Below are 19160 nucleotides of genomic sequence, written 5' to 3'. Positions count from 1 at the left end.
CCATGCCCTTCGATTCACCGACGACCAAGCATCACTCCACCGGCGACAGCCGGGCGGTTGCTCGCTGGCTCCTCCTCGTCGCCGCCCTGGTGTGGGTCATGGTCGCCCTCGGCGGTGCCACGCGGCTGACCGGCTCCGGCCTGTCGATCATGGAATGGGCGCCGCTGTCGGGCGCCCTGCCGCCGATTTCCGACGCCGAATGGCACCGGCTTTACGATCTGTACCGGACCATCCCGCAATATCAGCTGGTCAACCAGGGCTTCGGGCTGGAAGGGTTCAAGCAGATTTTCTGGCTGGAATGGATCCACCGCTTCTGGGGCCGGCTGATCGGCTTGGTCTATGTGGCCGGGCTTGCCTGGTTCTGGCTGCGCGGCCGCATCCCGGCGGGGTATCGCGGGCGGCTGCTGCTGCTGCTCGCCCTGGGCGGGCTGCAGGGCGCGGTCGGCTGGTTCATGGTCGCTTCGGGCTTCGAGGCCGATCGCACCGCCGTCTCCCCCTATCGCCTCGTGATTCATTTGAGCCTCGCCTTTCTACTATTCGGTGTGCTGGTGTGGACGGCGATGACGTTGCTGCGCCCGAAGCCGGATCCAACGCCGGTGCCGGCTTCGCTGCGCCATCTGGTGCATGCGGCCGCGGGCCTCGCGGTGCTGGCGATGGTGGCCGGCGGCTTTGTCGCGGGCATCCGCGCCGGGTTGGACTACAATACGTTTCCCTTGATGGAGGGCAGGCTCGTGCCGCGTGGCTATTGGGTGTTGGATCCGGCCTGGAGGAACTTCACCGCCAATATCCCGGCGGTGCAGTTCAACCATCGCCTCCTCGCGACCCTGACGCTGATCCTCGCGACAGCGGGCGCCGTACTGGCGTTCCGCACCCTGCCGCGCGGGCGGGTGCGCGGCGCGGTGATGGGCCTCGCCATCGCGGTGGCGCTGCAATACGCGCTGGGCATCGCCACGCTGCTGATGGTGGTGCCGGCCTGGCTCGGTACGCTGCACCAGGGCGTGGCCATGCTGGTGCTCGCCGGCGCGCTGCTCGCGCTGCATGCTCTGCGCCACCCCGCTGCGACGGCTGGAACCGGGTGACCCCGCAGGACGCCGCACTGCTGGCCGTCGAGGCCCTGCCCCACGCCATCATGGTGGTGGATTCGGGCAACCGTCTCGCCCTCGCCAACAGCGCGCTATGGGCGGAAGCCGGGACGCCGTCGTCCCGCTTCCCGCCCGGCACGCCGCTGCGCGACATGCTGCGGCTGCTCGCCTTCCGCGGCATGCTCGGCCCCGGCGACCCGGCCGCACTCGCCGAGCGGGCCCTCGCCGAGGACCGCAGCGTCTTCAATCTGCGCCATGTGCGCAGTGCCGACGGGGCCCGCCTGTCGGAAGTGGCGAGCCTGCCGCTGCAGGGCGGCGGATTCATCCTGTGTTCGGTCGACATCACGGCGCTCAATCGCGCCGAGGCCGCCGCGCGCGCCCGCGCGGCGCTGCTCGAACATGTGCTGCGCCGGCAGCACGGCGGCATAGCGCTGTTCGACGCCAGCCAACGGCTGGTGCTCCACAATCCCGCCTATCGCCGCCACAACGGCGCGTCCGCCGACATGCTGGCCGGCCGGCCGAGCCTGACGGAGATCATGGAGGCCTTGGACAAGGCCGGGGAATTCCCGACCAGCACCGATCGCGCCTATGCCCGGCGCGTGATCGAGGTCGATCGTCGCAAGCCGCTCAGCGGCCAGCGCGAACGCCTCGATGGCACGGTGGTGCGCTTCCACAGCACGCCCGAAGCCGATGGCGGCTTCCTCATCGAATCCGACGAGATCACCGATCTGCGCCGCGCCGAGGACGAGGCACGGCGGCGCGCCGCCATCCTCGATGGCGTGCTGCAGGCGCTGCCCCATGGCATCTGCGTCTGGGGCCCCGATCGCCGCGTCGCGCTGTTCAATGACGCCTATACGCGGCTGATGGAAGGCGCGCCGTTGCAGGTCGGCGACACACTCCACGACGTCATCGAGCGCCGCGCCAGGGCCGGCGAATACGGCCCCGGCGAGGCCGAGGACCTCTACCGGCAGGAGATGGCGCGCGACCTCTCCCGTCCGCAGGAACGCCGGCGGCTGCGCGCCAACGGCACCGCGCTCGACATCCGTACGGCGCCGTTGCCCGACGGCGGGCATATCTCCGTCGTCACCAACATCACCGCCCTGTGGGAGACCGAGAAGGAGGCACGCCGCCGGGCCGAATTGCTGGAGACGGCGCTCGGCGCTCTCCAGCACGGCATCGTCATCTGCGGGCCCGACCGCCGCATCGTCGCCGCCAACCAGCTCGCCCGCACGCTGGTCGGCCACGATCCGGACGAACCGCTGGTCGGGCGCCGGTTCGAGGAGGTGATCGAGCAGCTGCACGTCCGTGGCCGGCTGGGGCCCGAACCGGCGGCCTCCGACGTGGTGCGCATGGCTCTCGCGATCGACCGCGGCAAGCCGCATGTCTACCAGCGAACTACGTCCGGCGGCCGTGTCCTTGAAGTCGCCTCCGACCCGACGCCCGATGGCGGCTTCGTCATCACCCACACGGATATCACCGACCTGGTCGAGGCCAAGGACGAAGCCCGCCATCGCGCCGAGACGCTGGAACGGGCGATGGCCTCGATGCGCCACGGCCTGGTGATCTATGGCCCGGACCGCCGCGTGGTGGTGGCGAATGCGCTCTCGAACGTGCTGGCCGGCCATGAGGAGGGTTCGGTGAAGCCGGGCGTGCTGCTCGACGACCTAGTGCGGGACCTGCACGCCCGTGGGTCCTTCGGCCCCGAACCGGGCGCGACCGCGCTGCTCGACACCGCGCTGACGCTCGACCGCAGCAAGCCCTATCGCTCCGTCCGCGAAGTGGCGGGCGAGCGGGTGCTCGAGATTTCCTCCGACCCCACGCCCGATGGCGGCTTCATCGTTACCCATTTCGACATCACCGCCCGCGCCAGGGCCGAGCGCGAAGCACGCGCGCACGCCGCCATCCTGCGGGTCATGCTCGACAATACGCGCCACGGCATGGCGCTGTTCGATGCCGCGGGGAAGCTGCTCGCCGCCAATGCCCTGGCCGCCGACATGTGCGGCCTGCCCCCCGAGCTGATGCTGCCAGGCACCACCCTCGTCGAGATGCGGCGCGCGCAGACCGATCGCGGCGAATTCACCATCCCCGGCGAAGGACCACGCGCCGACAGCACGCAGTGGAACCGCCCCCTCATCGCCCCCGACCGCTATATCCGCCGCCGCCCCAATGGCCGGATCATTGAGGTCTCGACCGACGGCACGCCCGATGGTGGCTTCGTGCGCACCTATACCGACGTCACCGAGGACCGCCGCGTCCGCGATGAACTGGAGCGCGCCCGCGCCGCAGCCGAGGCGGCGAGCGAGGCGAAGTCACGCTTCCTCGCCACCATGAGCCATGAGCTGCGCACGCCGCTCTCGGCGGTGATCGGCTATGCCGAGGCGCTGCTCGCCAACCCCGACCCCGAGACCGTCGCGGACTATGCCGGCACGGTGCATGAGGCCGGCCGGCAATTGCTGTCGCTGATCGACGACATCCTGGACGTGGCGCGCGCCGGCAGCGCCGAGCCCGCCATCGCGTTGACCCCGATCGACCCCGCAACGCTGCTGGCCGGCCTTGGCGCGACCATGGGCGCCGAGGCCGAGGCAGCCGGCCTGACCTTCGAGGCGCAACCCTCGGCCAACCTGCCGCGCGCGACCTGCGACGAGCGCCGGCTGCGCCGCATCCTGCAGGTGCTGCTCGGCAATGCGGTGAAATTCACGCCGGCCGGCGGGCGGATACGGCTCGAGGCGACGGATGACGGCGCCGGCGGCCTGGTGTTTCGCGTCATCGACACCGGCATCGGTATGGCCGAGGCCGACATCCCGCGCGCCTTCGAGCCCTTCACCCAGCTCGAATCCTCTTTCGCGCGGCGCTATCCGGGCTCGGGGCTGGGGTTGCATTTGGCGCGGCTGCTCGCCGAGGCGATCGGCGCCTCCCTGTCGATCGACAGCGCGCCGGGGACTGGCACCACCGCGACACTTCGCTTGCCGCGGCGCATCACCATCTCTGCCGAACCGGTGTAAGAGACGGACCGAGCCGGCCCCGCAGGCCCCGACAGCACGGCGACCCAGGAGACGACATGACGGCCCTTGCCACCACCGACGCCCTGTTCTTCGGCCTGCTCGACCGTGCCGCCGCCGAGGCCCGCCTGCGCGAGGCGACCGAAGGCTGCGAGGATGGCGAGCTGTTCCTCGAATACCGTGAAAGCGAAGGCATCTCGATCGACGATGGCCGCATCCGCACGGCCTCCTACGACGCGACCCGCGGCTTCGGCCTGCGCGCCGTCTCTGGCGAGGCGGCCGGCTACGCCCATGCGGGCGAACTCTCCGACGCCGCCCTGGCCCGCGCCGCCGAGACGGTGAAGGCCGTCCGCCAGGGCCGCTCGGGGGTGATGGAGGCCGGGCCGCGGGCGACCAATGCCCGGCTTTATGTCGATGCCAACCCGCTGACGCAGATGGATTTCGCCGCCAAGACCGCGCTGCTGCAGGAAATCGACGCCTTCGCCCGCGCCCGCGACCCGCGGGTGGTCCAGGTCATGGCCTCGATCTTCGGCGAGTGGCAGGCGGTGCAGATCATCCGCCCCGATGGCCAGCGCGTGGCGGATCTGCGGCCGCTGGTGCGGGTGAACATCTCGGTGGTGGTGGAACAGGACGGTCGGCGCGAGACCGGGTCCTTCGGTACGGGCGGGCGGTTCGACTACGCCCGCATCCTGACCGAACAGACTTGGAAGGGCGGTGTCGAGGAGGCGCTGCGCCAGGCGCTGGTCAATCTCGACAGCGTCCCTGCCCCGGCGGGCGAGATGGAGGTGGTGCTCGGCCCTGGCTGGCCGGGGATCCTGCTGCATGAAGCCATCGGCCATGGGCTGGAGGGCGACTTCAACCGGAAGAAGACCTCGGCCTTCGCGGGGCTGCTGGGGCAGCGGATTGCGTCACCGGGCGTGACGGTGGTCGATGACGGCACCATCCCCGACCGGCGCGGCTCGCTGACCGTGGACGATGAGGGCACGCCGACCAACCGCACCGTGCTGATCGAGGACGGCATCCTGACCGGCTTCCTGCAGGACCGGCAGAACGCCCGGCTGATGGGCGTGGCACCCACCGGCAATGGCCGCCGGCAATCCTTTGCGCATATCCCGATGCCACGCATGACCAACACCGTCATGCTGGGTGGCGCGCATGATCCGGGCGAGGTGATCGCGTCCGTCAAGCGCGGCCTCTATGCGGTGAATTTCGGCGGCGGGCAGGTGGACATCACCTCGGGCAAATTCGTGTTCAGCGCCTCGGAGGCCTACCTCATCGAGAACGGGAAGATCGGCGCGCCGGTGAAGGGCGCGACACTGATCGGCAACGGCCCGGACGCGCTGACCAAGGTGACGATGGTCGCCAACGACATGGCGCTGGACCCCGGCATCGGCACCTGCGGCAAGCAGGGCCAGGGCGTGCCGGTAGGCGTCGGCCAGCCGACGCTGAAGATGGCCGGGTTGACGGTGGGCGGCACGGCGGTCTGAAGCAGCCGGGCGGCGCGACAGCGTCGCCCTGCCTCTTGAAAAATACAAGACGACCGGTCATGTTGTGTAACATGGCACGCCACAGCACCCATGACCGCCTTCTCGCCGCCGGCCGGCAGAGCATCCACGCCCATGGCTTCGCCGCCACCGGGGTGCAGGAGATCACCGCGGCGGCGGGCGTGCCCAAGGGGTCCTTCTACAATCACTTCCCCAGCAAGGCGGCCTTTGGTCTCGCCGCGCTCGACAGCTACTGGGCCGATGGCGCGGCGTTGCGGGCGCCCCTGCATGCCACCGGTGGACCGGCGATGGAGCGGCTGCGCGCGCATTTCCGGGCGGTCGCCGCCGCCGGCACGGCGCAGGGCCTCGAATGCGGCTGCCTGATCGGCAATTTCGCCATAGAGGCGCCCGCCGCCGGCCCGCAGATCGCCGCCCGCGTCGCCGAGATCCATCGCGACTGGACCGCTGCCCTGGCTGGCTGCATCGCCGAAGGCGCCGCCGCCGGGCAGATCCGCCGGGATCTCGCACCGGACGACTTGGCGCGGATGCTGCTCGCCGCTTGGCAGGGCTCGGTGCAGCGCGCCAAGGTCGAACCCCATGGCCTCGCCTTCGACGCCTTCTTTCGCGCCCTCGACCGGTTGCTCGCACCGTGACGGGCCTTCATTTGCTTGCGCATAAGACGACTGGTCATCTCTTGAATGTCCAGTCGCAGAGTGCAGCAAGCATTGGAGGGGCCTTGCCCCTCCAAACCACCCCACCAAAGGGCACTGCCCTTTGGAATGCCGTCTTTTGGTGCCGAGCGCCGATCGCAGCCCGGGCGCCAAGACCCGCCGCTGCGCGCACGGCGGAATGCCACTCGAGCCCGGCGCCAAACGAAGGTGTCCAGAGGCCCTTAGGCCTTTGGTGGGGTGGCCCGGAGGGGCGACGCCCCTTCGGTTCCGTCCCTCCCCCAACCGGAGTACCCGCCATGCCCCCCACCCTCCCGCGCCGCCTCTTGTTCGGTGGCCTCGCCGCTGCCCCGCTGGCCGCCACCACCCCTGTCCTGGCCCGCCCCACCCCGACGGCCCTGCCGGCCGTGGCGAGCCTGCGCATCGGCCGTGTCACCGTGCATTTCCTCTCCGACGGCCCCAACGAAACCCCCCTCGACTGGTGGCCAGGCGCGCCCCCGGCCGAGATCGCCCGCCGCGTCGCCGCCATCCAGAATGGCGACACCCGCTCGCTCTGGCTCAACATCACCGCCTGGCTGGTCGATGACGGCGAGCGCTTGGTGCTGATCGACACCGGCGCCGGCAACGACGTCTTCCCGCTGACCGGCCGGCTGCCGGCGACGTTGCGGGCGCTCGGCGTCGCCCCGCGCGACATCGACGTCGTCGCCATCACGCACACGCATTTCGATCATCTCTCGGGCCTGCTGGCCGATGGCCGGCCGGTCTTCCCCGAAGCCGAATTGCTGCTGCCGCGCGCCGATGCCGCACTGTTCACCGACCCCGGCCGCCGCGCCGCCGCGCCGGAATTCCTGCACAGCAGTTTCGACCTCACCATGGCGGCGGTGCGCGCCTATCGCCGCACCAACCGCGTCGATCCGGGCCAGGCGATCACGTCCTACATCACCTCGGTGGATCTGAACGGCCATACGCCGGGCCATACCGGCTTCCGCATCAGCGATGGCGGGCAGACGCTGTTGATCTCGGCCGATGTGCTGTTCTCGCCGGCGATCCATCCGGACCGCGACGACATCGGCATCGCCTTCGAGGTCGATCGCGAGGCCGCGCGCCGCATGCGCCGACGGCTGTTCGACCAGGCGGTGGAGGAACACGCGCTGCTCGCCTCCGCCCACATGCCCTTCCCCGGCCTCGGCCACATCGTGCAGGAGGGCGGCCGGCTGGCCTGGGTGCCGGCCTATTTCCCGCAATTCACCCCACCGCTCGCCGGCTGACGGGCGCGGCGCGGATTCACCCCCGCGCCGCCTCCGCCTCGATCAACCGCGCCATCGCCTCGGCGAGCAGGCGCGGCGTCGCCGCGTCATGGATGCCGAAGGGTCCGGGATCGACCAGCGTCATGTTGTTCAGCGTGCCGAACAGGATCTGGAACGCGAAGCGCACGCCATCCGCCGCCCCTGGCCCCGCCGCCGGGCCGAGCAGGCCGAGGATGATCGGCAGCACCCGCTCCACCTGTTCGCGCCCGAGTTCGCGCATCGGCGACCACGCCCCGACATCAGCCTGCGCCGCCCGCAGCGAGGCCCGGATGAAACCCTCATGCCGGCGCCGCCAGCGCACCGCATTGGCCGCCAGCCGGTCGAGGAACGCGCTCAGCGACAGCCCGGCATACCGCTCCGGCCGCAGGCGCGCCTCCATGTCGCGCAGCGATTCGGCGACGACGAGTTGCTGCACGGCATGCAGGAAGGCCTCCTTGCTCTCGAACCGTGCGTAGAAGGACCCCGTGGTGACGCCGGCGGCGGCACACAGATCGGCGATCGACAGCGCGTCGAAGCTGCGGTCGCGCAGCAGGTCGAGCCCCGCCTCGACCAGCGCCAACACCACCGCGCGGCTGCGTTCCTGCCGCGCCGGGAACACCCCCGGCAGGTCCAGCGCGTCGAGCAGCGCCGCATCCATGCATGATTCTCCCGCTTGACTAGAACTGTAATTCTAGTTTTTCTTATCGCCCAGGACAACAGGCAGGAAACCCCCATGCGCAGCAATTCCGTCAGCGTCGAGCCGGTGAGCGGCCCCGTCGGCGCCGAGATCCACGGCATCGACCTTGCCGCCGACCTGGCCGAGACCGATGTCGCGCTGATCCGCGCCGCGCTGTACGACCGCGGCGTGGTGTTCTTCCGCGACCAGACGATCACCCCCGACCAGCACATCGCCTTCGCCGAGCGCTTCGCGCCGGTCAACGTCAACCGCTTCTTCGCCCATGCCGAGGGTTATCCCTCGATCGCCGAGGTGCGCAAGGAACCGGGGCAGAAGAACAACATCGGCGGCGGCTGGCACACCGACCACAGCTACGACGTCGAACCCGCCATGGGCTCCATCCTGCTGGCGCGCGAAGTGCCGCCGGTCGGCGGGGACACGCTCTTCGCCTCGATGTACGCCGCCTATGACGCGCTGTCGGATGGGCTGAAGGCGACGCTCGAGGGGCTGCGCGCGGTGCATTCCAGCCGCCACGTCTTTGGCCCGCAGGCCAAGCGCTTCGCCGACCCCACCAACGACCTGAAGGACCGCCTGCGCAACGCCGAGCAGGCGGTGCAGGACGCCGTGCATCCGGTGGTGATCCGCCACCCCGGCAGCGGCCGCCGCGCGTTGTACGTCAACCCCGGCTTCACCCTGCGCTTCGAGGGCTGGACCGCGGAGGAAAGCCAGGCGCTGCTCGGCTACCTCTACCAGCATGCGGCGAAGCCGGAATTCCAGTGCCGCTTCCGCTGGCGCGAAGGCTCGGTGGCCTTCTGGGACAACCGCGCCACCTGGCATTACGCGGTGAACGACTATCATGGCGAACGGCGGCTGCTGCACCGGATCACGCTGGAAGGCAGTGCGCTGTCCTGATCGGCGACGCGGCGGAAGGCTGAAGCGGTTCATCGGCGGGCGATGCCGTCCGCGCCAGACTTCCCGGCGCATGCGCAGGAGGTTCCGATGATCCCCTTTCCGCCCGACGCCGCCCTTGATGAGCAGAAGCGCGAGGAGGTTCGTCGTCAGGCGGAAGGCGGCGGGGTCGGGGCGATGACCGATGGGGCGGACCTCGCCCTTGGCGTCGCGGAGGTCGCCACCAGCGGCGCGATCGACATCGTCGCCCAGGCGGCCGGCGTCGTCGTTGATGCGACGGGCGCCGTGCTCGGCGCGACGGCGGAGGTGGCGAAGGTGTCGCTCGACGTGATCGGCGGCATCCTGGGCGGGCTTACCGACCTCTGACGGCCGCTGGAGTGGAGCCCGTCCGCGTCGGCCCACCCAGGTCGCCCTGGACGATTTCTTTCGCGAGCATCGACCCCGGCCAGGTGCGCCCACCAGCCTGACCGGGATCAGCCCCGGTGTCCTTCGCCCGTCGCCGGATGCCCAACAGTGGGAGCGGACAGGCAGGCCGCCGAAGACAACGGTGCGCGACCGGCCCGGCGCGACCGAAGGCGGCGCTACACTGCCGCTTCGGCGAAGATCCGCGAGACATCCCCGCCCCACACCGTCGCATGGCGTTCCAGCCAGCGATCGGCCTGGGTCTGGCCGGTCGCGACGATGGCATCGAGCGGGTCGAGATACATTTCCTCCCCCAACCCGCGCGCCTTCAGCCCGCTACGGGCAATCGCCATCACGTCCCGCGCCACATCCTGCAATGACCGCCCGCCGATCGTCGCGGTCAGCGCCTGCGCCGGCACCGCGTTGCGCAATGCGCGCATTTCCTCGACCGACCAGCCCTTCGTCAGCGCCCGCGCCGCCTTCTGCGCCGCGTCGTCATACAGCAGCCCGACCCAGAAGGCCGGCAGACCATTGAGATAGGCCGGCGCGCCGGCATCGGCCCCGCGCATTTCCAGGAAGCGCTTCAGCCGCACATCGGTGAAGACGGTGGTGACGTGGTCGGCCCAGTCGCCCATCGTCGCGGTGTGGCCCTTGAGCTTCTCGGCGCGGCCGTCGAGGAAGGCGCGGAAGGACATCCCCGCCGCGTCGATCCACTGCCCGTCGCGCATGATGAAATACATCGGCACGTCGAGCACCCAGTCGGCGAAACGCTCGAAGCCGAAGCCGTCCTCGAAGGCAACGGCCGGGATGCCGGTGCGGTCGGGGTCGGTGTCAGTCCAGACCTTGCCGCGCAGCGTGCGGTAGCCATTCGGCTTGCCCTCGGTGAAGGGCGAATTGGCGAACAGCGCGGTGGCCAGCGGCTGCAGCGCGAGCGAGACGCGCAGCTTCTCGACCATGTCGGCCTCGTCGCCGAAATCGAGGTTCACCTGCACCGTGCAGGTGCGCAGCATCATGTCGAGGCCCATGGAGCCGACGCGCGGCATGTAATTGCGCATGATCTCGTAGCGGCCCTTGGGCATCCACGGCATCTGCTCGCGCGTCGCCAGCGGATGGAAGCCGAGCGGCGCGAAGCCGAGGCCGAGCGGGCCGGCCACCTCGCGCACTTCGCGCAAATGGTCGGCCAGTTCCGCCGCTGCTTCGTGCATCGTGGCGAGCGGCGCGCCGGACAATTCGAACTGGCCGCCCGGCTCAAGGCTCACCGAAGCCTCGCCGCGCTTCAGCCCGATTGGGTTGCCGCGGTCGAGGATCGGCTCCCACCCGAACGCCATCAGCCCTTCGAGCATGGCGCGGATGCCGCCCGGCTCGTAGGGCGGCGGGGAGAGGTTGTCGCGGCGGAAGCCGAATTTCTCGTGCTCCGTGCCGATCCGCCAATCGCCGCGCGGCTTGCTGCCGGCGGCGAACCACCCGGCAAGCTGACGCGCCGAACTGATCGGCGTGGGATCCGACTCACCAGGATTCGACATGCAGCCCTTCCGCGGTCGCCGCAGGACGCGGCGCGATCATCAAGACGCCGCAGGATGCGGCGCGTTCGTCAAGACGCCGCGGGATGCGGCGCGTTCAAGCAACGCCGCAGGACGCGACGCTTCAGGTGACAGTCCAATCCCCCGCCAATGCCTGGAGCACGGAGAGGCCTGCCACGACCGCCGTCTCCGCCCGCAGGATGCGGGGGCCAAGGGCGACGGCAGTAACAAAGGCACGACGGGTTGCGTCGTCAAGCTCACCCCCCTCGAAGCCACCTTCGGGACCCACCAGCCAGCCGCAAGGCAGCCGCAAACCGTGGGCGGCGTGGCCGATCGGCAACGCGTCGCGACGTTCCGCCGCCACCAGCAGCGGCGTGCCATCCCAGGAATCCAGCACCGCGTGTAACGGCCGTGCCAGCTGGATGACCGGGATCGACAGCCGTTCGCATTGCTCCGCCGCGCCGCGCGCGATCGCTGAGAGCCGGTCGAGATTGACGCGGTCGACCACGGAACGCCGCGTGGTCACCGGATGGATGGCGCTGACACCGAGCTCGGTCGCCTTCTCCACCACCCAATCGAAGGCGTCGCGCTTGAGCACAGCCACCACCAGGCGAAGGTCAGGTTCCGCCGCCGGCGCGCGTAGCCGCTCGCCGAGCGCGAAGGCGCAGCGATCCTTGCGCAACGTCGCGATGGTCGCGGCGAACTCCCCGTCGCGCACGTTGAACACCGTGACGGCGTCGCCCGGCCCGCGCCGCAGCACGGTGCCGAGGTGATGCGCCTGGGCTGGCGTGCCGTGAATCTCGGCCCCTTCGGACAGGGGCGCATCGAGGTAGCTTCGCGGGGTGGACATGCAGGGTCTCCGCGGCCTCTATACCGCGCGTGAACACCTATACCGATATCCGCGCCGGCGGCTGGGTCGCGCAACTGCCCGAAGGCTGGCGGCCCTATGCGCTGCTGATGCGCCTCGACCGCCCGATCGGGTCGTGGCTGCTGTTCCTGCCCGGGCTGTGGGCCTTCGCCATGGTCGCACCCTCCTGGGGGCGCGGGCTGTGGCTGACGGCGCTGTTCGGGCTCGGCGCGGTGCTGATGCGCGGCGCCGGCTGCGTGGTGAACGATCTGTGGGACCGCGACCTCGACCGCCAGGTGGAACGCACGGCGGGACGGCCGCTCGCCTCCGGCGCGGTGCGGCCGAAACAGGCGCTGGCGTTCCTCGTCGCGCTGCTGGTGGTCTCCTGCGGCATCCTGCTGATGCTGCCGCCGGTCGCCATCCTGCTCGGCGTGCTGTCGCTGCTGCCGATCGCGCTGTACCCGCTGGCCAAGCGCGTCACCGACTTCCCCCAGGCGATGCTCGGCCTGGTGTTCTCCTGGGCGGCGCCTATGGGCTACGCGGCGGCGACGGGCGCGCTCGAGGCCCCGGCCTTCGCGCTGTGGGCGGCGGGGTTCTGCTGGATACTCGGCTACGACACGATCTACGCGCATCAGGACCGCGAGGACGACGCGCTGGTCGGCATCCGCTCCACCGCGCTGCATTTCGGCGAGCGCACGCGGCCCTTCCTGGTCGGCTGCTATGGCGCCACCATTGCGCTGCTGGCGTTGGCCGGCGGGCTGGGCGGGCTGTCGGTGTGGTTCATCCCGGCGCTGCTGCTGCCGGCGGGGCTGCTGGCAAGACAGGTGGTGCGGCTCGACATCCATGACCCGGAACTGTGCCTGCGACTGTTCAAGGCCAATCGCGATGTCGGGCTGGCAGTGGCGCTTGCCTTCCTGATCGGCCGGCTGTGAACCCCGAGGACTTCGTCCGCGGCCACACCACCATCGCCCGCCCCGCCTTGGTGCCGGAAATCGCGCTGCATCTGGCGACCGAGATCACGCCGATCTGGCAGGCGACCGAGACCTGGCTGGCCGAGCGCAACATCGAGCCGCCGTTCTGGGCCTTCGCCTGGCCGGGTGGGCTGGCGACGGCGCGGCTGCTGCTCGATGAACCCGGCCGCGTCGCCGGCAAGCGGGTGCTGGATTTCGCCGCCGGGTGCGGCATCGCCGCGATCGCCGCGGCCATGGCCGGCGCGGCGAGCGTCGAGGCCGCCGAGATCGACCCGCTGGCGCTGGCCGCCGTGCGGGCGAACGCCGCGCTGAACGGCGTGACCATCGCCACCCCGGATGGCGACATCGTCGGCGCGCCCTGCCGCTGGGACGTCATCCTCGCCGGCGATGTCTGCTACGAGGCGCCGATGACCGCCCACATCCTGCCCTGGCTGCGCGCCATGGCGGCGGCCGGAGCCGAGGTGCTGCTGGCCGACCCGGGCCGCGCCTATCTGCCGCGCGAGGGGCTGGAACCCGTCGTCACGCACATCATCGCGACGACGCTGGAACTGGAAGACCGCGCCCAGCGCGAGGTAACCATCAACCGCCTGCTTCCGTGACGGTGCCGTACCGTGCCAAGATGGCGGTCCAAGAAGGGCTCGCCGCCATGCGCCCGACCATGATCCTGCCGCTGCTGTTGCTGTTCGCCGCCTCGCCCGCCCTGGCGCAGCGCCAGAACATCTATGACGCCCAGGGGCGTTACCAGGGCTATACTGAACGCAACGGGGACCGCACCACGCGCTACGACGCCGCGGGGCGCCGCACCGGATATTCCGAACGCCAGGCCGGCGGCACGGTGCGCCACTACGATGCGCAGGGCCGCATCGCCGGCAGTTCCGAACGCGGCGTCGCCGGCACCACCCGCCACTACGACGCGCAAGGCCGCATCACCGGCAGCACCGAGCGCGTGCTGCCCGGCACGACGCGCCAATACGACAGCAGCGGGCGCATCACCGGCACGACGGAGCGCGGGCCTGGCGGCTCGCGCAGCTATGACGGTACGGGGAAATTCACCGGCAGCACCGCGCGCTGAGGCCAGGTTGATCGCGCGCGTCACCGTGTCGGCGCCCGCCCGCTACCGCGTCGCTTGCTCCAGGAACCGCAGCAGCGCCGCCATGTCCGCCGCGTTCTCCAGCCGCTGCACCGGCATCTTGGTCCCCGGGGTCACCACATCCGGCCCGAGCGTGAACAGGTCGGCCACCGTCTCCGGCGTCCAGACGATGTCGCCGCGCGCCAGCCGCGCCGAATAGGCATAGCCCGCCACGCTGCCCATCCGCCGCCCGAACAGCCCATGCAGCGTCGGCCCGGCCATGTTGCCGCTCTCGGCGGTCAGCGCATGGCAGGCGGCACAGGCGCGGAACACCCGCGCGCCATGCGGGTCCAACCCTGCCATCGGCGCAGCCTCCTCCGCCTCCCCCACCGGCCCGATCGCCCGACCCGCTAGCGCATCCCAGCGCCGCACGCGGCGATCCGCCCCGCCGGTCCACAGCGTCCGCCCATCCGCATCGAACGCCGCTGACCAGACCGGCGTGCCCGGCCCGTCCAGCGTGTGCAGCAGCCGCCCCTCCGGCAGCCCGAGCACCGCCACGGACCCGCCCAGCGAAGCCGCCGCCAGCAAGGTGCCGGACCCATTCACCGCCAGCGCCACCACCGGCCGTCCCAGCGACAGCACCTCCCGTACCGCGCCATCGCGGCCGATCACCCGCACCGTCCCATCCACGCCCGCCGCCGCCAGCCGGCCATCGGGCAGCGCGACCAGCGCGTTCTGCGGCAGGCCGAAACTGGCAAACACTTCATCCGGCCCCCAGGCGCGCAGCGTGCCATCGAAGCCCGCACTGACCAGCACCCCATCGGCGCGGAACGTCACGGCATTGACGTTGCCGCGATGCCCCTCCAGCACGCGTGCCGTCCCATCCAGGCCCCAGAGCCGCACCGTCCCATCCCACGACGCCGAGGCGATCAAGCCGTCCCGCGCCGCCAGTCCCGCCACTGGCCCGTCATGTCCCAGCAGGACCCGTTCGGGCGCGCCATCACGCGGGTCGCCCCCCCAGACGGCGATGCGCCCATCCTCGCCCCCAGACGCCACCCGCCCACCCGGCAGCGCCACCAGCGCATTGACCGCTCCGGCATGCCAACGCACCACCGCCCGCGCGCGCTCCGTCGCCAGGTCCCAGAAAATCACCGATTGATCGAAGCCGGCCGAGACCAGCATGCCCGGCGCGATCGCCAGGGCGCGGACGGGGCCGCCATGGGCGATGGCGCGGTCCTGGGCCAGGGCGGGGGCAGCCAGGGTCAGCAGCAGCAGGAAGACTCGGAGGGGCTTTGCCCCTCCAAACCACCCCACCAAAGGCCTAAGGGCCTCTGGACACCTCCTTTTGGTGCCAGGGGCCAGGGCCATATCAGCCCGCCGAAGGCCGCGCGGCCTCATCGGCAAGCCGGGTACCAAGTATTGGTGTCCAGAGGCCCTTAGGCCTTTGGTGGGGTGAGGTTCGGAGAGGGGCGAAGCCCTTCTCCGAGACTGCGGCGTCATCCCCACAGTTGCGGGACAACACCGCGCCGCCATCACACGACAACCCCGCCGCTGACATGCAGCAACTGCCCCGTCACATACCCCGCCGCCGGTGACGCCAGGAACGCGATCCCCGCCGCCACGTCATCCGGCGTGCCCAGCCGCTTCAGTGGAATCCGCGCCGCGATGGCGTCCCACTGCGCCGGCGTCATCGCTGCATGCGCGCCCGGGTCCTTGCGCGTGTACCCTGGCACCACGGCATTCACCGTCACATCCGGCGCCCATTCCAGCGCGAGGGCCTTCACCAGCGCCTCCACCGCCGCCTTCGCCGCCGCCGAGGCCGGGAAACCCGTCACGTCATTGCGGAACAGATGCGCGACGAAGGAGGAGACGGCGACCAGCCGCGGGTCCCTGCCCTGCCGGAGGATCGGCCCCGCCTCCCGCGCCAGCCGCAGGAAGGCGAGGGCGATCGCGTCATGGCTCCTGGTGAACCCCTCATCGGTCAGCGCGGCGATCGGCGTCCGGTCGGCGAAGCCGGCGTTGGAGACCACCACATCCAGCCCGCCGAGCAGCCCCGCCGCTTCCTGCACCGCGTGCTCCGGCGCGCCGGCCTCGGACAGGTCGCAGAAGATCTCGAAGGCCACGCCGCCGCGCGCCCGCACGGCCTCGGCGGTGCGCGCCGAGCCCTCGCGATTGCCCCGGGTATGCACCGCGATCGCCACCCCCGGCCCGGCCAGCGCCCGACAGGCGGCGGCCCCGATCCCACTCGCCGCGCCGGTGACCAGAATGTTGCGCTCCGCCATGCATAGCCCCCAATGCTTCCCTCGGGACTATAGCCGCGACGCGGATCGCCGCGCTCCCCCACCCGTCGCCAACCATCAGAAAAAGGGAGGGAGCTTCGGGGCCTGGCGGCCCCTGTACCGAACATCCATTGGGCCTCGCTGACCAACCTCGAGCCGTACAGCCGGTTCAAATCGGGGGCACGCATCGGCCTATGCCGAACTCTATTGCGCAATAATCACAGCCCACGACTGCACCGCCTCCGGGTCTGCCGGAGGCTGTTTGGTTTGAGTTACGCCACCACTGGCAGATTGCGCCGGGCGGCATCGTACCGTGCTTCCGCCCCCGCGGACGGGATATTGCCGATGGGCGCGAGCAGCCGTCGATGGTTGAACCAGTCCAACCATTCAAGGATGGCGAACTCCACAGCCTTGAGCGACAGCCAGGGCCCGCGCCTGCGAATGACCACGGCCTCGTTGAGGCCGTTGATGCTCTCGGCCAAGGCGTTGGGCTCCCAGGCCGAAGCGCGCATGGCCGTGTTTCATTTCATCGAGGGCTTCTACAATCCAACCAGGCGGCACTCGGCGCCGGTCTACCGCTCGCCCCTCGAATACGAAGCGGGGAACATCGCCTTGAAGGACTGATCACTATACGTGAACCGTCCACAGCACCGGGCCAACTCCAATACTGGACGTTGTGCGACCAGTCGTGCCGGCAACTGCGGACCCCATTCCACCGCCGATCGCGGTGCGTCCGCCGTGCCGCGGTTGGTCGGCGACAACCTCGCCGCACCCACCGCATGATACCGCCAGATGCCCCCTTGCGCGGCCCGCCGCAATCGTGTTCCTATTTCAGTAGATACTAATCAAGGGAGGACACCAAGTGTTCGGTCTCTGGCCAGCCATGGCTGTGAGCGCACTCGTTGCCTCGCTGTGGGTGCCGCAGGCAACCGCGCAGAACGTGGCGCTCGTGCCGTTCACCGTGGTCGACAACGCGATCCCGCAGCCTTTGACGGTGACGCCGGGAAACGCGACCCGGGGGCGCGTCGTGGCGCTCGACCGAGGCAAAGGCAATTGCGTCACCTGCCACGAGCTCCCGCTCGACGCCGACTTCCAGGGCAATCTCGGACCGCCGCTGACCGGTGTCGCGGATCGCTACACGATCGACGAACTCCGCCTGCGCGTGGTGGACGGCAAGCGCATCAATCCCGACAGCAACATGCCGTCCTACTACCGGATCGAGGGCCTGACGGCTGTCCGCCGTGACTGGGCCGGCCGGCCGATACTGACCGCGCAGGAGGTCGAGGACGTGCTCGCCTACCTGATGACCCTGCGATGAGACACATGGAGACACGCATGAACACCGTCGCCACTCCGACGCGCCGCGGCATGCTGGCGCTTGCCGCCGGAGGGGTCGCGATCAGCCTGCTGCCGCTCCCCGCCTCCGCGCAGCTCGCCGCGCCGACCCAGGCCGCCGTCGACCGCATCCGCGGTAACCGCACGCTGGAGGAAGGGCGCGTCACGCTGCGCCTGCCGCCGATCGCGGAAAACGGCAACACCGTGCCGCTGACGGTGTCGGTCGAAAGCCCGATGACCGCGGCGGATCACGTCAAGACCATCCATGTCTTCGCCGACAAGAACCCGACGCCCGACATCGCGGTGTTCCACCTCACGCCCGCGCTTGGCCGCGCCAGCGCCGATACCCGCATCCGTCTCGGCCAAACCCAGGACGTGGTGGCGATCGCGGAAATGAGCGACGGCAAGCTGTTCATGACCCGGGCCGAGGTGAAGGTCACTATCGGCGGCTGCGGCGGCTGAGCGAGAAGGAACCGACATCATGGCCGCACCCATCGGGCAGCCCCGCGTCCGCATCCCCGCCCAGGCCCGCGCCGGGGAGGTGATCGAGATCCGTACCCTGATCTCCCACATCATGGAGACCGGGCAGCGTCGCGACCAGGCCGGCGCCATCATCCCGCGTGACATCATCAAGCGCTTCGAGGCGAAATTCGACGGCCAGCTCGTCTTCGCCATGGACCTCGCTTCCGCGATCTCGGCGAACCCGTACATTGCCTTCCCCTTCAAGGTGGAGAAGGCGGGCACCTTCGAGTTCACCTGGATCAACGACGCCGGCGAAGAACGCAAGGCGACCAACGACATCAAGCTGGCCTGAGGCGCGGGACATGTGGAAGGCGGCAGGTGTGACACTCGGCACCGCGGCGCTCGCCGCGGGCATCGCGTTTGCGCAGGGCAGTGCGCCCGAACCGCAGCGCACGATCACCGACCCGCAATCCGGCCGCCACTTCGCCACGCCCGAGACCCTCGCCATCCAGGACGACGATTTTCAGAATCCGGCCATGCTCTGGGCGGAGGAAGGCGAGCTGGCGTGGAACCGGGCCGAGGGCACCGAAGGCAAGTCCTGCGCGTCCTGCCACAACGACGCCACGCAGACGATGCGCGGCGTGCGGGCGCGCATGCCCGGCTATCACCCGCGGCTGCAGCGCGTCGTCACACTTGAACAGCAGATCAACATCTGCCGCACCGAACACATGGGCGCGCCCGCGCTGCCGATCGACAGCCGCCCGCTGAACGCCATGACCACCTTCGTCGCGCTGCAATCGCGCGGCATGCCGGTGAACGTGGACATCAGCGGCCCCGCCCGGTCCGCCTTCGACGCGGGCGAACGCTTTTACAACACGCGGCGCGGCCAGCTCGACATGCGCTGCGGCTCCTGCCACGAGGACAATTTCGGGCGTTCGCTGCGCGCCGACCTGCTCTCCCAGGGCATGACCAACGGCTTCCCGACCTATCGCCTCAAGGAACAGCGCGTGATCAGCCTGCAGTTCCGCCTGCAAGGCTGCGTCAACGATGTGCGCGGCGAGCCGCCGCCGATGGCCGGCGAGGACTTCACCAACCTCGAATTCTACTTGGCGTGGCGGGCGCAGGGCCTGCCGGTCGAAAGCCCCTCCGTCCGCCGCTGACGCGGCGGATC

At 70.2% G+C, this 19160-nt stretch carries 19 protein-coding genes and 2 pseudogenes; 15 read left to right on the top strand and 6 right to left on the bottom strand.

The window, feature by feature from the left end:
- Positions 1-2 precede the first annotated feature (2 nt).
- The 5 genes from IEY36_RS08900 (at position 3) to IEY36_RS08880 (ending at position 7501) form a co-directional block, all read left to right on the top strand.
- The gene (locus IEY36_RS08900) at positions 3-1079 is read left to right on the top strand and encodes a COX15/CtaA family protein (RefSeq protein ID WP_188966702.1); all 1077 of its coding nucleotides are present in this window, start codon (positions 3-5) and stop codon (positions 1077-1079) included.
- The gene (locus IEY36_RS08895) at positions 1076-4084 is read left to right on the top strand and encodes a sensor histidine kinase (RefSeq protein WP_188966701.1); all 3009 of its coding nucleotides are present in this window, start codon (positions 1076-1078) and stop codon (positions 4082-4084) included. Before IEY36_RS08900 ends, IEY36_RS08895 begins: the two co-directional genes overlap by 4 nt.
- Positions 4085-4140: 56 nt before the next feature.
- Entirely contained in the window at positions 4141-5568 is a 1428-nt protein-coding gene (gene tldD / locus IEY36_RS08890; protein ID WP_188966700.1) for a metalloprotease TldD, read from the top strand.
- Positions 5569-5639: 71 nt separating this feature from the next.
- Positions 5640-6218 carry a TetR/AcrR family transcriptional regulator gene (locus IEY36_RS08885; protein WP_188966699.1) on the top strand — a complete coding sequence of 193 codons (579 nt, stop codon included), beginning with the start codon at positions 5640-5642 and terminating at the stop codon, positions 6216-6218.
- 314 nt (positions 6219-6532) lie between these two features.
- Positions 6533-7501: an MBL fold metallo-hydrolase gene (locus IEY36_RS08880; protein ID WP_188966698.1), complete on the top strand. Its 969-nt coding sequence runs from the start codon at positions 6533-6535 to the stop codon at positions 7499-7501.
- Positions 7502-7517: 16 nt separating this feature from the next.
- Here the strand turns inward: IEY36_RS08880 and IEY36_RS08875 are convergent, their stop codons facing one another.
- Positions 7518-8177: a TetR/AcrR family transcriptional regulator gene (locus IEY36_RS08875; protein ID WP_188966697.1), complete on the bottom strand. Its 660-nt coding sequence runs from the start codon at positions 8175-8177 to the stop codon at positions 7518-7520.
- A gap of 75 nt (positions 8178-8252) precedes the next feature.
- On the opposite strand from IEY36_RS08875, the gene IEY36_RS08870 reads away from it, so the two are divergent.
- Together IEY36_RS08870 and IEY36_RS08865 are read left to right on the top strand one after the other, a co-directional pair.
- Positions 8253-9107, top strand: a complete 855-nt coding sequence (locus IEY36_RS08870) for a TauD/TfdA dioxygenase family protein (protein ID WP_188966696.1) — start codon at positions 8253-8255, stop codon at positions 9105-9107.
- Positions 9108-9194: 87 nt separating this feature from the next.
- The gene (locus tag IEY36_RS08865; RefSeq protein ID WP_188966695.1) at positions 9195-9470 is read left to right on the top strand and encodes a hypothetical protein; all 276 of its coding nucleotides are present in this window, start codon (positions 9195-9197) and stop codon (positions 9468-9470) included.
- Between the two features lie 215 nt (positions 9471-9685).
- Here IEY36_RS08865 and IEY36_RS08860 read toward each other — a convergent pair whose 3' ends face one another.
- Both IEY36_RS08860 and IEY36_RS08855 read right to left on the bottom strand, forming a co-directional pair.
- Complete coding sequence (locus IEY36_RS08860; protein ID WP_188966694.1) at positions 9686-11029, bottom strand: glutamate--cysteine ligase; 1344 nt, start codon at positions 11027-11029, stop codon at positions 9686-9688.
- Positions 11030-11150: 121 nt separating this feature from the next.
- On the bottom strand, positions 11151-11876 hold the full coding sequence (locus tag IEY36_RS08855) for a 16S rRNA (uracil(1498)-N(3))-methyltransferase (RefSeq protein WP_188966693.1): 726 nt from the start codon (positions 11874-11876) through the stop codon (positions 11151-11153).
- A 29-nt stretch (positions 11877-11905) separates the two neighbouring features.
- On the opposite strand from IEY36_RS08855, the gene ubiA reads away from it, so the two are divergent.
- The 3 genes from ubiA to IEY36_RS08840 are packed head-to-tail and all read left to right on the top strand — an operon-like array spanning position 11906 to position 13916.
- Positions 11906-12805 (top strand): 4-hydroxybenzoate octaprenyltransferase, encoded by a 900-nt coding sequence (ubiA, locus tag IEY36_RS08850; RefSeq protein ID WP_188966692.1) that lies wholly within the window; start codon positions 11906-11908, stop codon positions 12803-12805.
- Positions 12802-13443, top strand: coding sequence for a class I SAM-dependent methyltransferase (locus IEY36_RS08845; RefSeq protein WP_188966691.1), 642 nt, complete (start codon positions 12802-12804; stop codon positions 13441-13443). Before ubiA ends, IEY36_RS08845 begins: the two co-directional genes overlap by 4 nt.
- Before the next feature lie 47 nt (positions 13444-13490).
- Positions 13491-13916 (top strand): type IV secretion protein Rhs, encoded by a 426-nt coding sequence (locus tag IEY36_RS08840; protein ID WP_188966690.1) that lies wholly within the window; start codon positions 13491-13493, stop codon positions 13914-13916.
- A gap of 42 nt (positions 13917-13958) precedes the next feature.
- Here IEY36_RS08840 and IEY36_RS08835 read toward each other — a convergent pair whose 3' ends face one another.
- The 3 genes and pseudogenes from IEY36_RS08835 to IEY36_RS08825 all read right to left on the bottom strand — a co-directional run.
- The gene (locus IEY36_RS08835) at positions 13959-15227 is read right to left on the bottom strand and encodes a c-type cytochrome (protein WP_229681220.1); all 1269 of its coding nucleotides are present in this window, start codon (positions 15225-15227) and stop codon (positions 13959-13961) included.
- 218 nt (positions 15228-15445) lie between these two features.
- Positions 15446-16195 (bottom strand): SDR family NAD(P)-dependent oxidoreductase, encoded by a 750-nt coding sequence (locus IEY36_RS08830; RefSeq protein ID WP_188966688.1) that lies wholly within the window; start codon positions 16193-16195, stop codon positions 15446-15448.
- Between the two features lie 269 nt (positions 16196-16464).
- Positions 16465-16680 (bottom strand): annotated as a pseudogene (locus IEY36_RS08825) (IS3 family transposase); the annotation flags it as partial.
- A gap of 4 nt (positions 16681-16684) precedes the next feature.
- Here IEY36_RS08825 and IEY36_RS08820 point away from each other — a divergent pair.
- From IEY36_RS08820 to soxA, 5 genes and pseudogenes are all read left to right on the top strand, one after another.
- A pseudogene (locus tag IEY36_RS08820) lies at positions 16685-16816 on the top strand (IS3 family transposase); the annotation flags it as partial.
- A 238-nt stretch (positions 16817-17054) separates the two neighbouring features.
- On the top strand, positions 17055-17510 hold the full coding sequence (gene soxX, locus IEY36_RS08815) for a sulfur oxidation c-type cytochrome SoxX (RefSeq protein ID WP_229681219.1): 456 nt from the start codon (positions 17055-17057) through the stop codon (positions 17508-17510).
- 17 nt (positions 17511-17527) lie between these two features.
- Positions 17528-17989: a thiosulfate oxidation carrier protein SoxY gene (soxY, locus tag IEY36_RS08810; RefSeq protein WP_188966687.1), complete on the top strand. Its 462-nt coding sequence runs from the start codon at positions 17528-17530 to the stop codon at positions 17987-17989.
- A 19-nt stretch (positions 17990-18008) separates the two neighbouring features.
- Positions 18009-18341: a thiosulfate oxidation carrier complex protein SoxZ gene (soxZ, locus tag IEY36_RS08805; protein WP_188966686.1), complete on the top strand. Its 333-nt coding sequence runs from the start codon at positions 18009-18011 to the stop codon at positions 18339-18341.
- A gap of 10 nt (positions 18342-18351) precedes the next feature.
- On the top strand, positions 18352-19149 hold the full coding sequence (gene soxA / locus IEY36_RS08800) for a sulfur oxidation c-type cytochrome SoxA (protein WP_188966685.1): 798 nt from the start codon (positions 18352-18354) through the stop codon (positions 19147-19149).
- Positions 19150-19160: the final 11 nt, after the last annotated feature.

Source organism: Neoroseomonas lacus (assembly GCF_014644535.1).
Classification (GTDB): domain Bacteria; phylum Pseudomonadota; class Alphaproteobacteria; order Acetobacterales; family Acetobacteraceae; genus Neoroseomonas; species Neoroseomonas lacus.
This window is presented reverse-complemented; position numbering and strand designations above follow the sequence as displayed.

Coding starts and splice junctions, on each gene's coding strand:
- IEY36_RS08900 (WP_188966702.1), top strand. CDS start 3: ATGCCCTTCGATTCACCGACGACCAAGCATCACTCCACCGGCGACAGC.
- tldD (WP_188966700.1), top strand. CDS start 4,141: ATGACGGCCCTTGCCACCACCGACGCCCTGTTCTTCGGCCTGCTCGAC.
- IEY36_RS08885 (WP_188966699.1), top strand. CDS start 5,640: ATGGCACGCCACAGCACCCATGACCGCCTTCTCGCCGCCGGCCGGCAG.
- IEY36_RS08880 (WP_188966698.1), top strand. CDS start 6,533: ATGCCCCCCACCCTCCCGCGCCGCCTCTTGTTCGGTGGCCTCGCCGCT.
- IEY36_RS08875 (WP_188966697.1), bottom strand. CDS start 8,177: ATGGATGCGGCGCTGCTCGACGCGCTGGACCTGCCGGGGGTGTTCCCG.
- IEY36_RS08870 (WP_188966696.1), top strand. CDS start 8,253: ATGCGCAGCAATTCCGTCAGCGTCGAGCCGGTGAGCGGCCCCGTCGGC.
- IEY36_RS08865 (WP_188966695.1), top strand. CDS start 9,195: ATGATCCCCTTTCCGCCCGACGCCGCCCTTGATGAGCAGAAGCGCGAG.
- IEY36_RS08860 (WP_188966694.1), bottom strand. CDS start 11,029: ATGTCGAATCCTGGTGAGTCGGATCCCACGCCGATCAGTTCGGCGCGT.
- IEY36_RS08855 (WP_188966693.1), bottom strand. CDS start 11,876: ATGTCCACCCCGCGAAGCTACCTCGATGCGCCCCTGTCCGAAGGGGCC.
- IEY36_RS08840 (WP_188966690.1), top strand. CDS start 13,491: ATGCGCCCGACCATGATCCTGCCGCTGCTGTTGCTGTTCGCCGCCTCG.
- IEY36_RS08830 (WP_188966688.1), bottom strand. CDS start 16,195: ATGGCGGAGCGCAACATTCTGGTCACCGGCGCGGCGAGTGGGATCGGG.
- soxY (WP_188966687.1), top strand. CDS start 17,528: ATGAACACCGTCGCCACTCCGACGCGCCGCGGCATGCTGGCGCTTGCC.
- soxZ (WP_188966686.1), top strand. CDS start 18,009: ATGGCCGCACCCATCGGGCAGCCCCGCGTCCGCATCCCCGCCCAGGCC.
- soxA (WP_188966685.1), top strand. CDS start 18,352: ATGTGGAAGGCGGCAGGTGTGACACTCGGCACCGCGGCGCTCGCCGCG.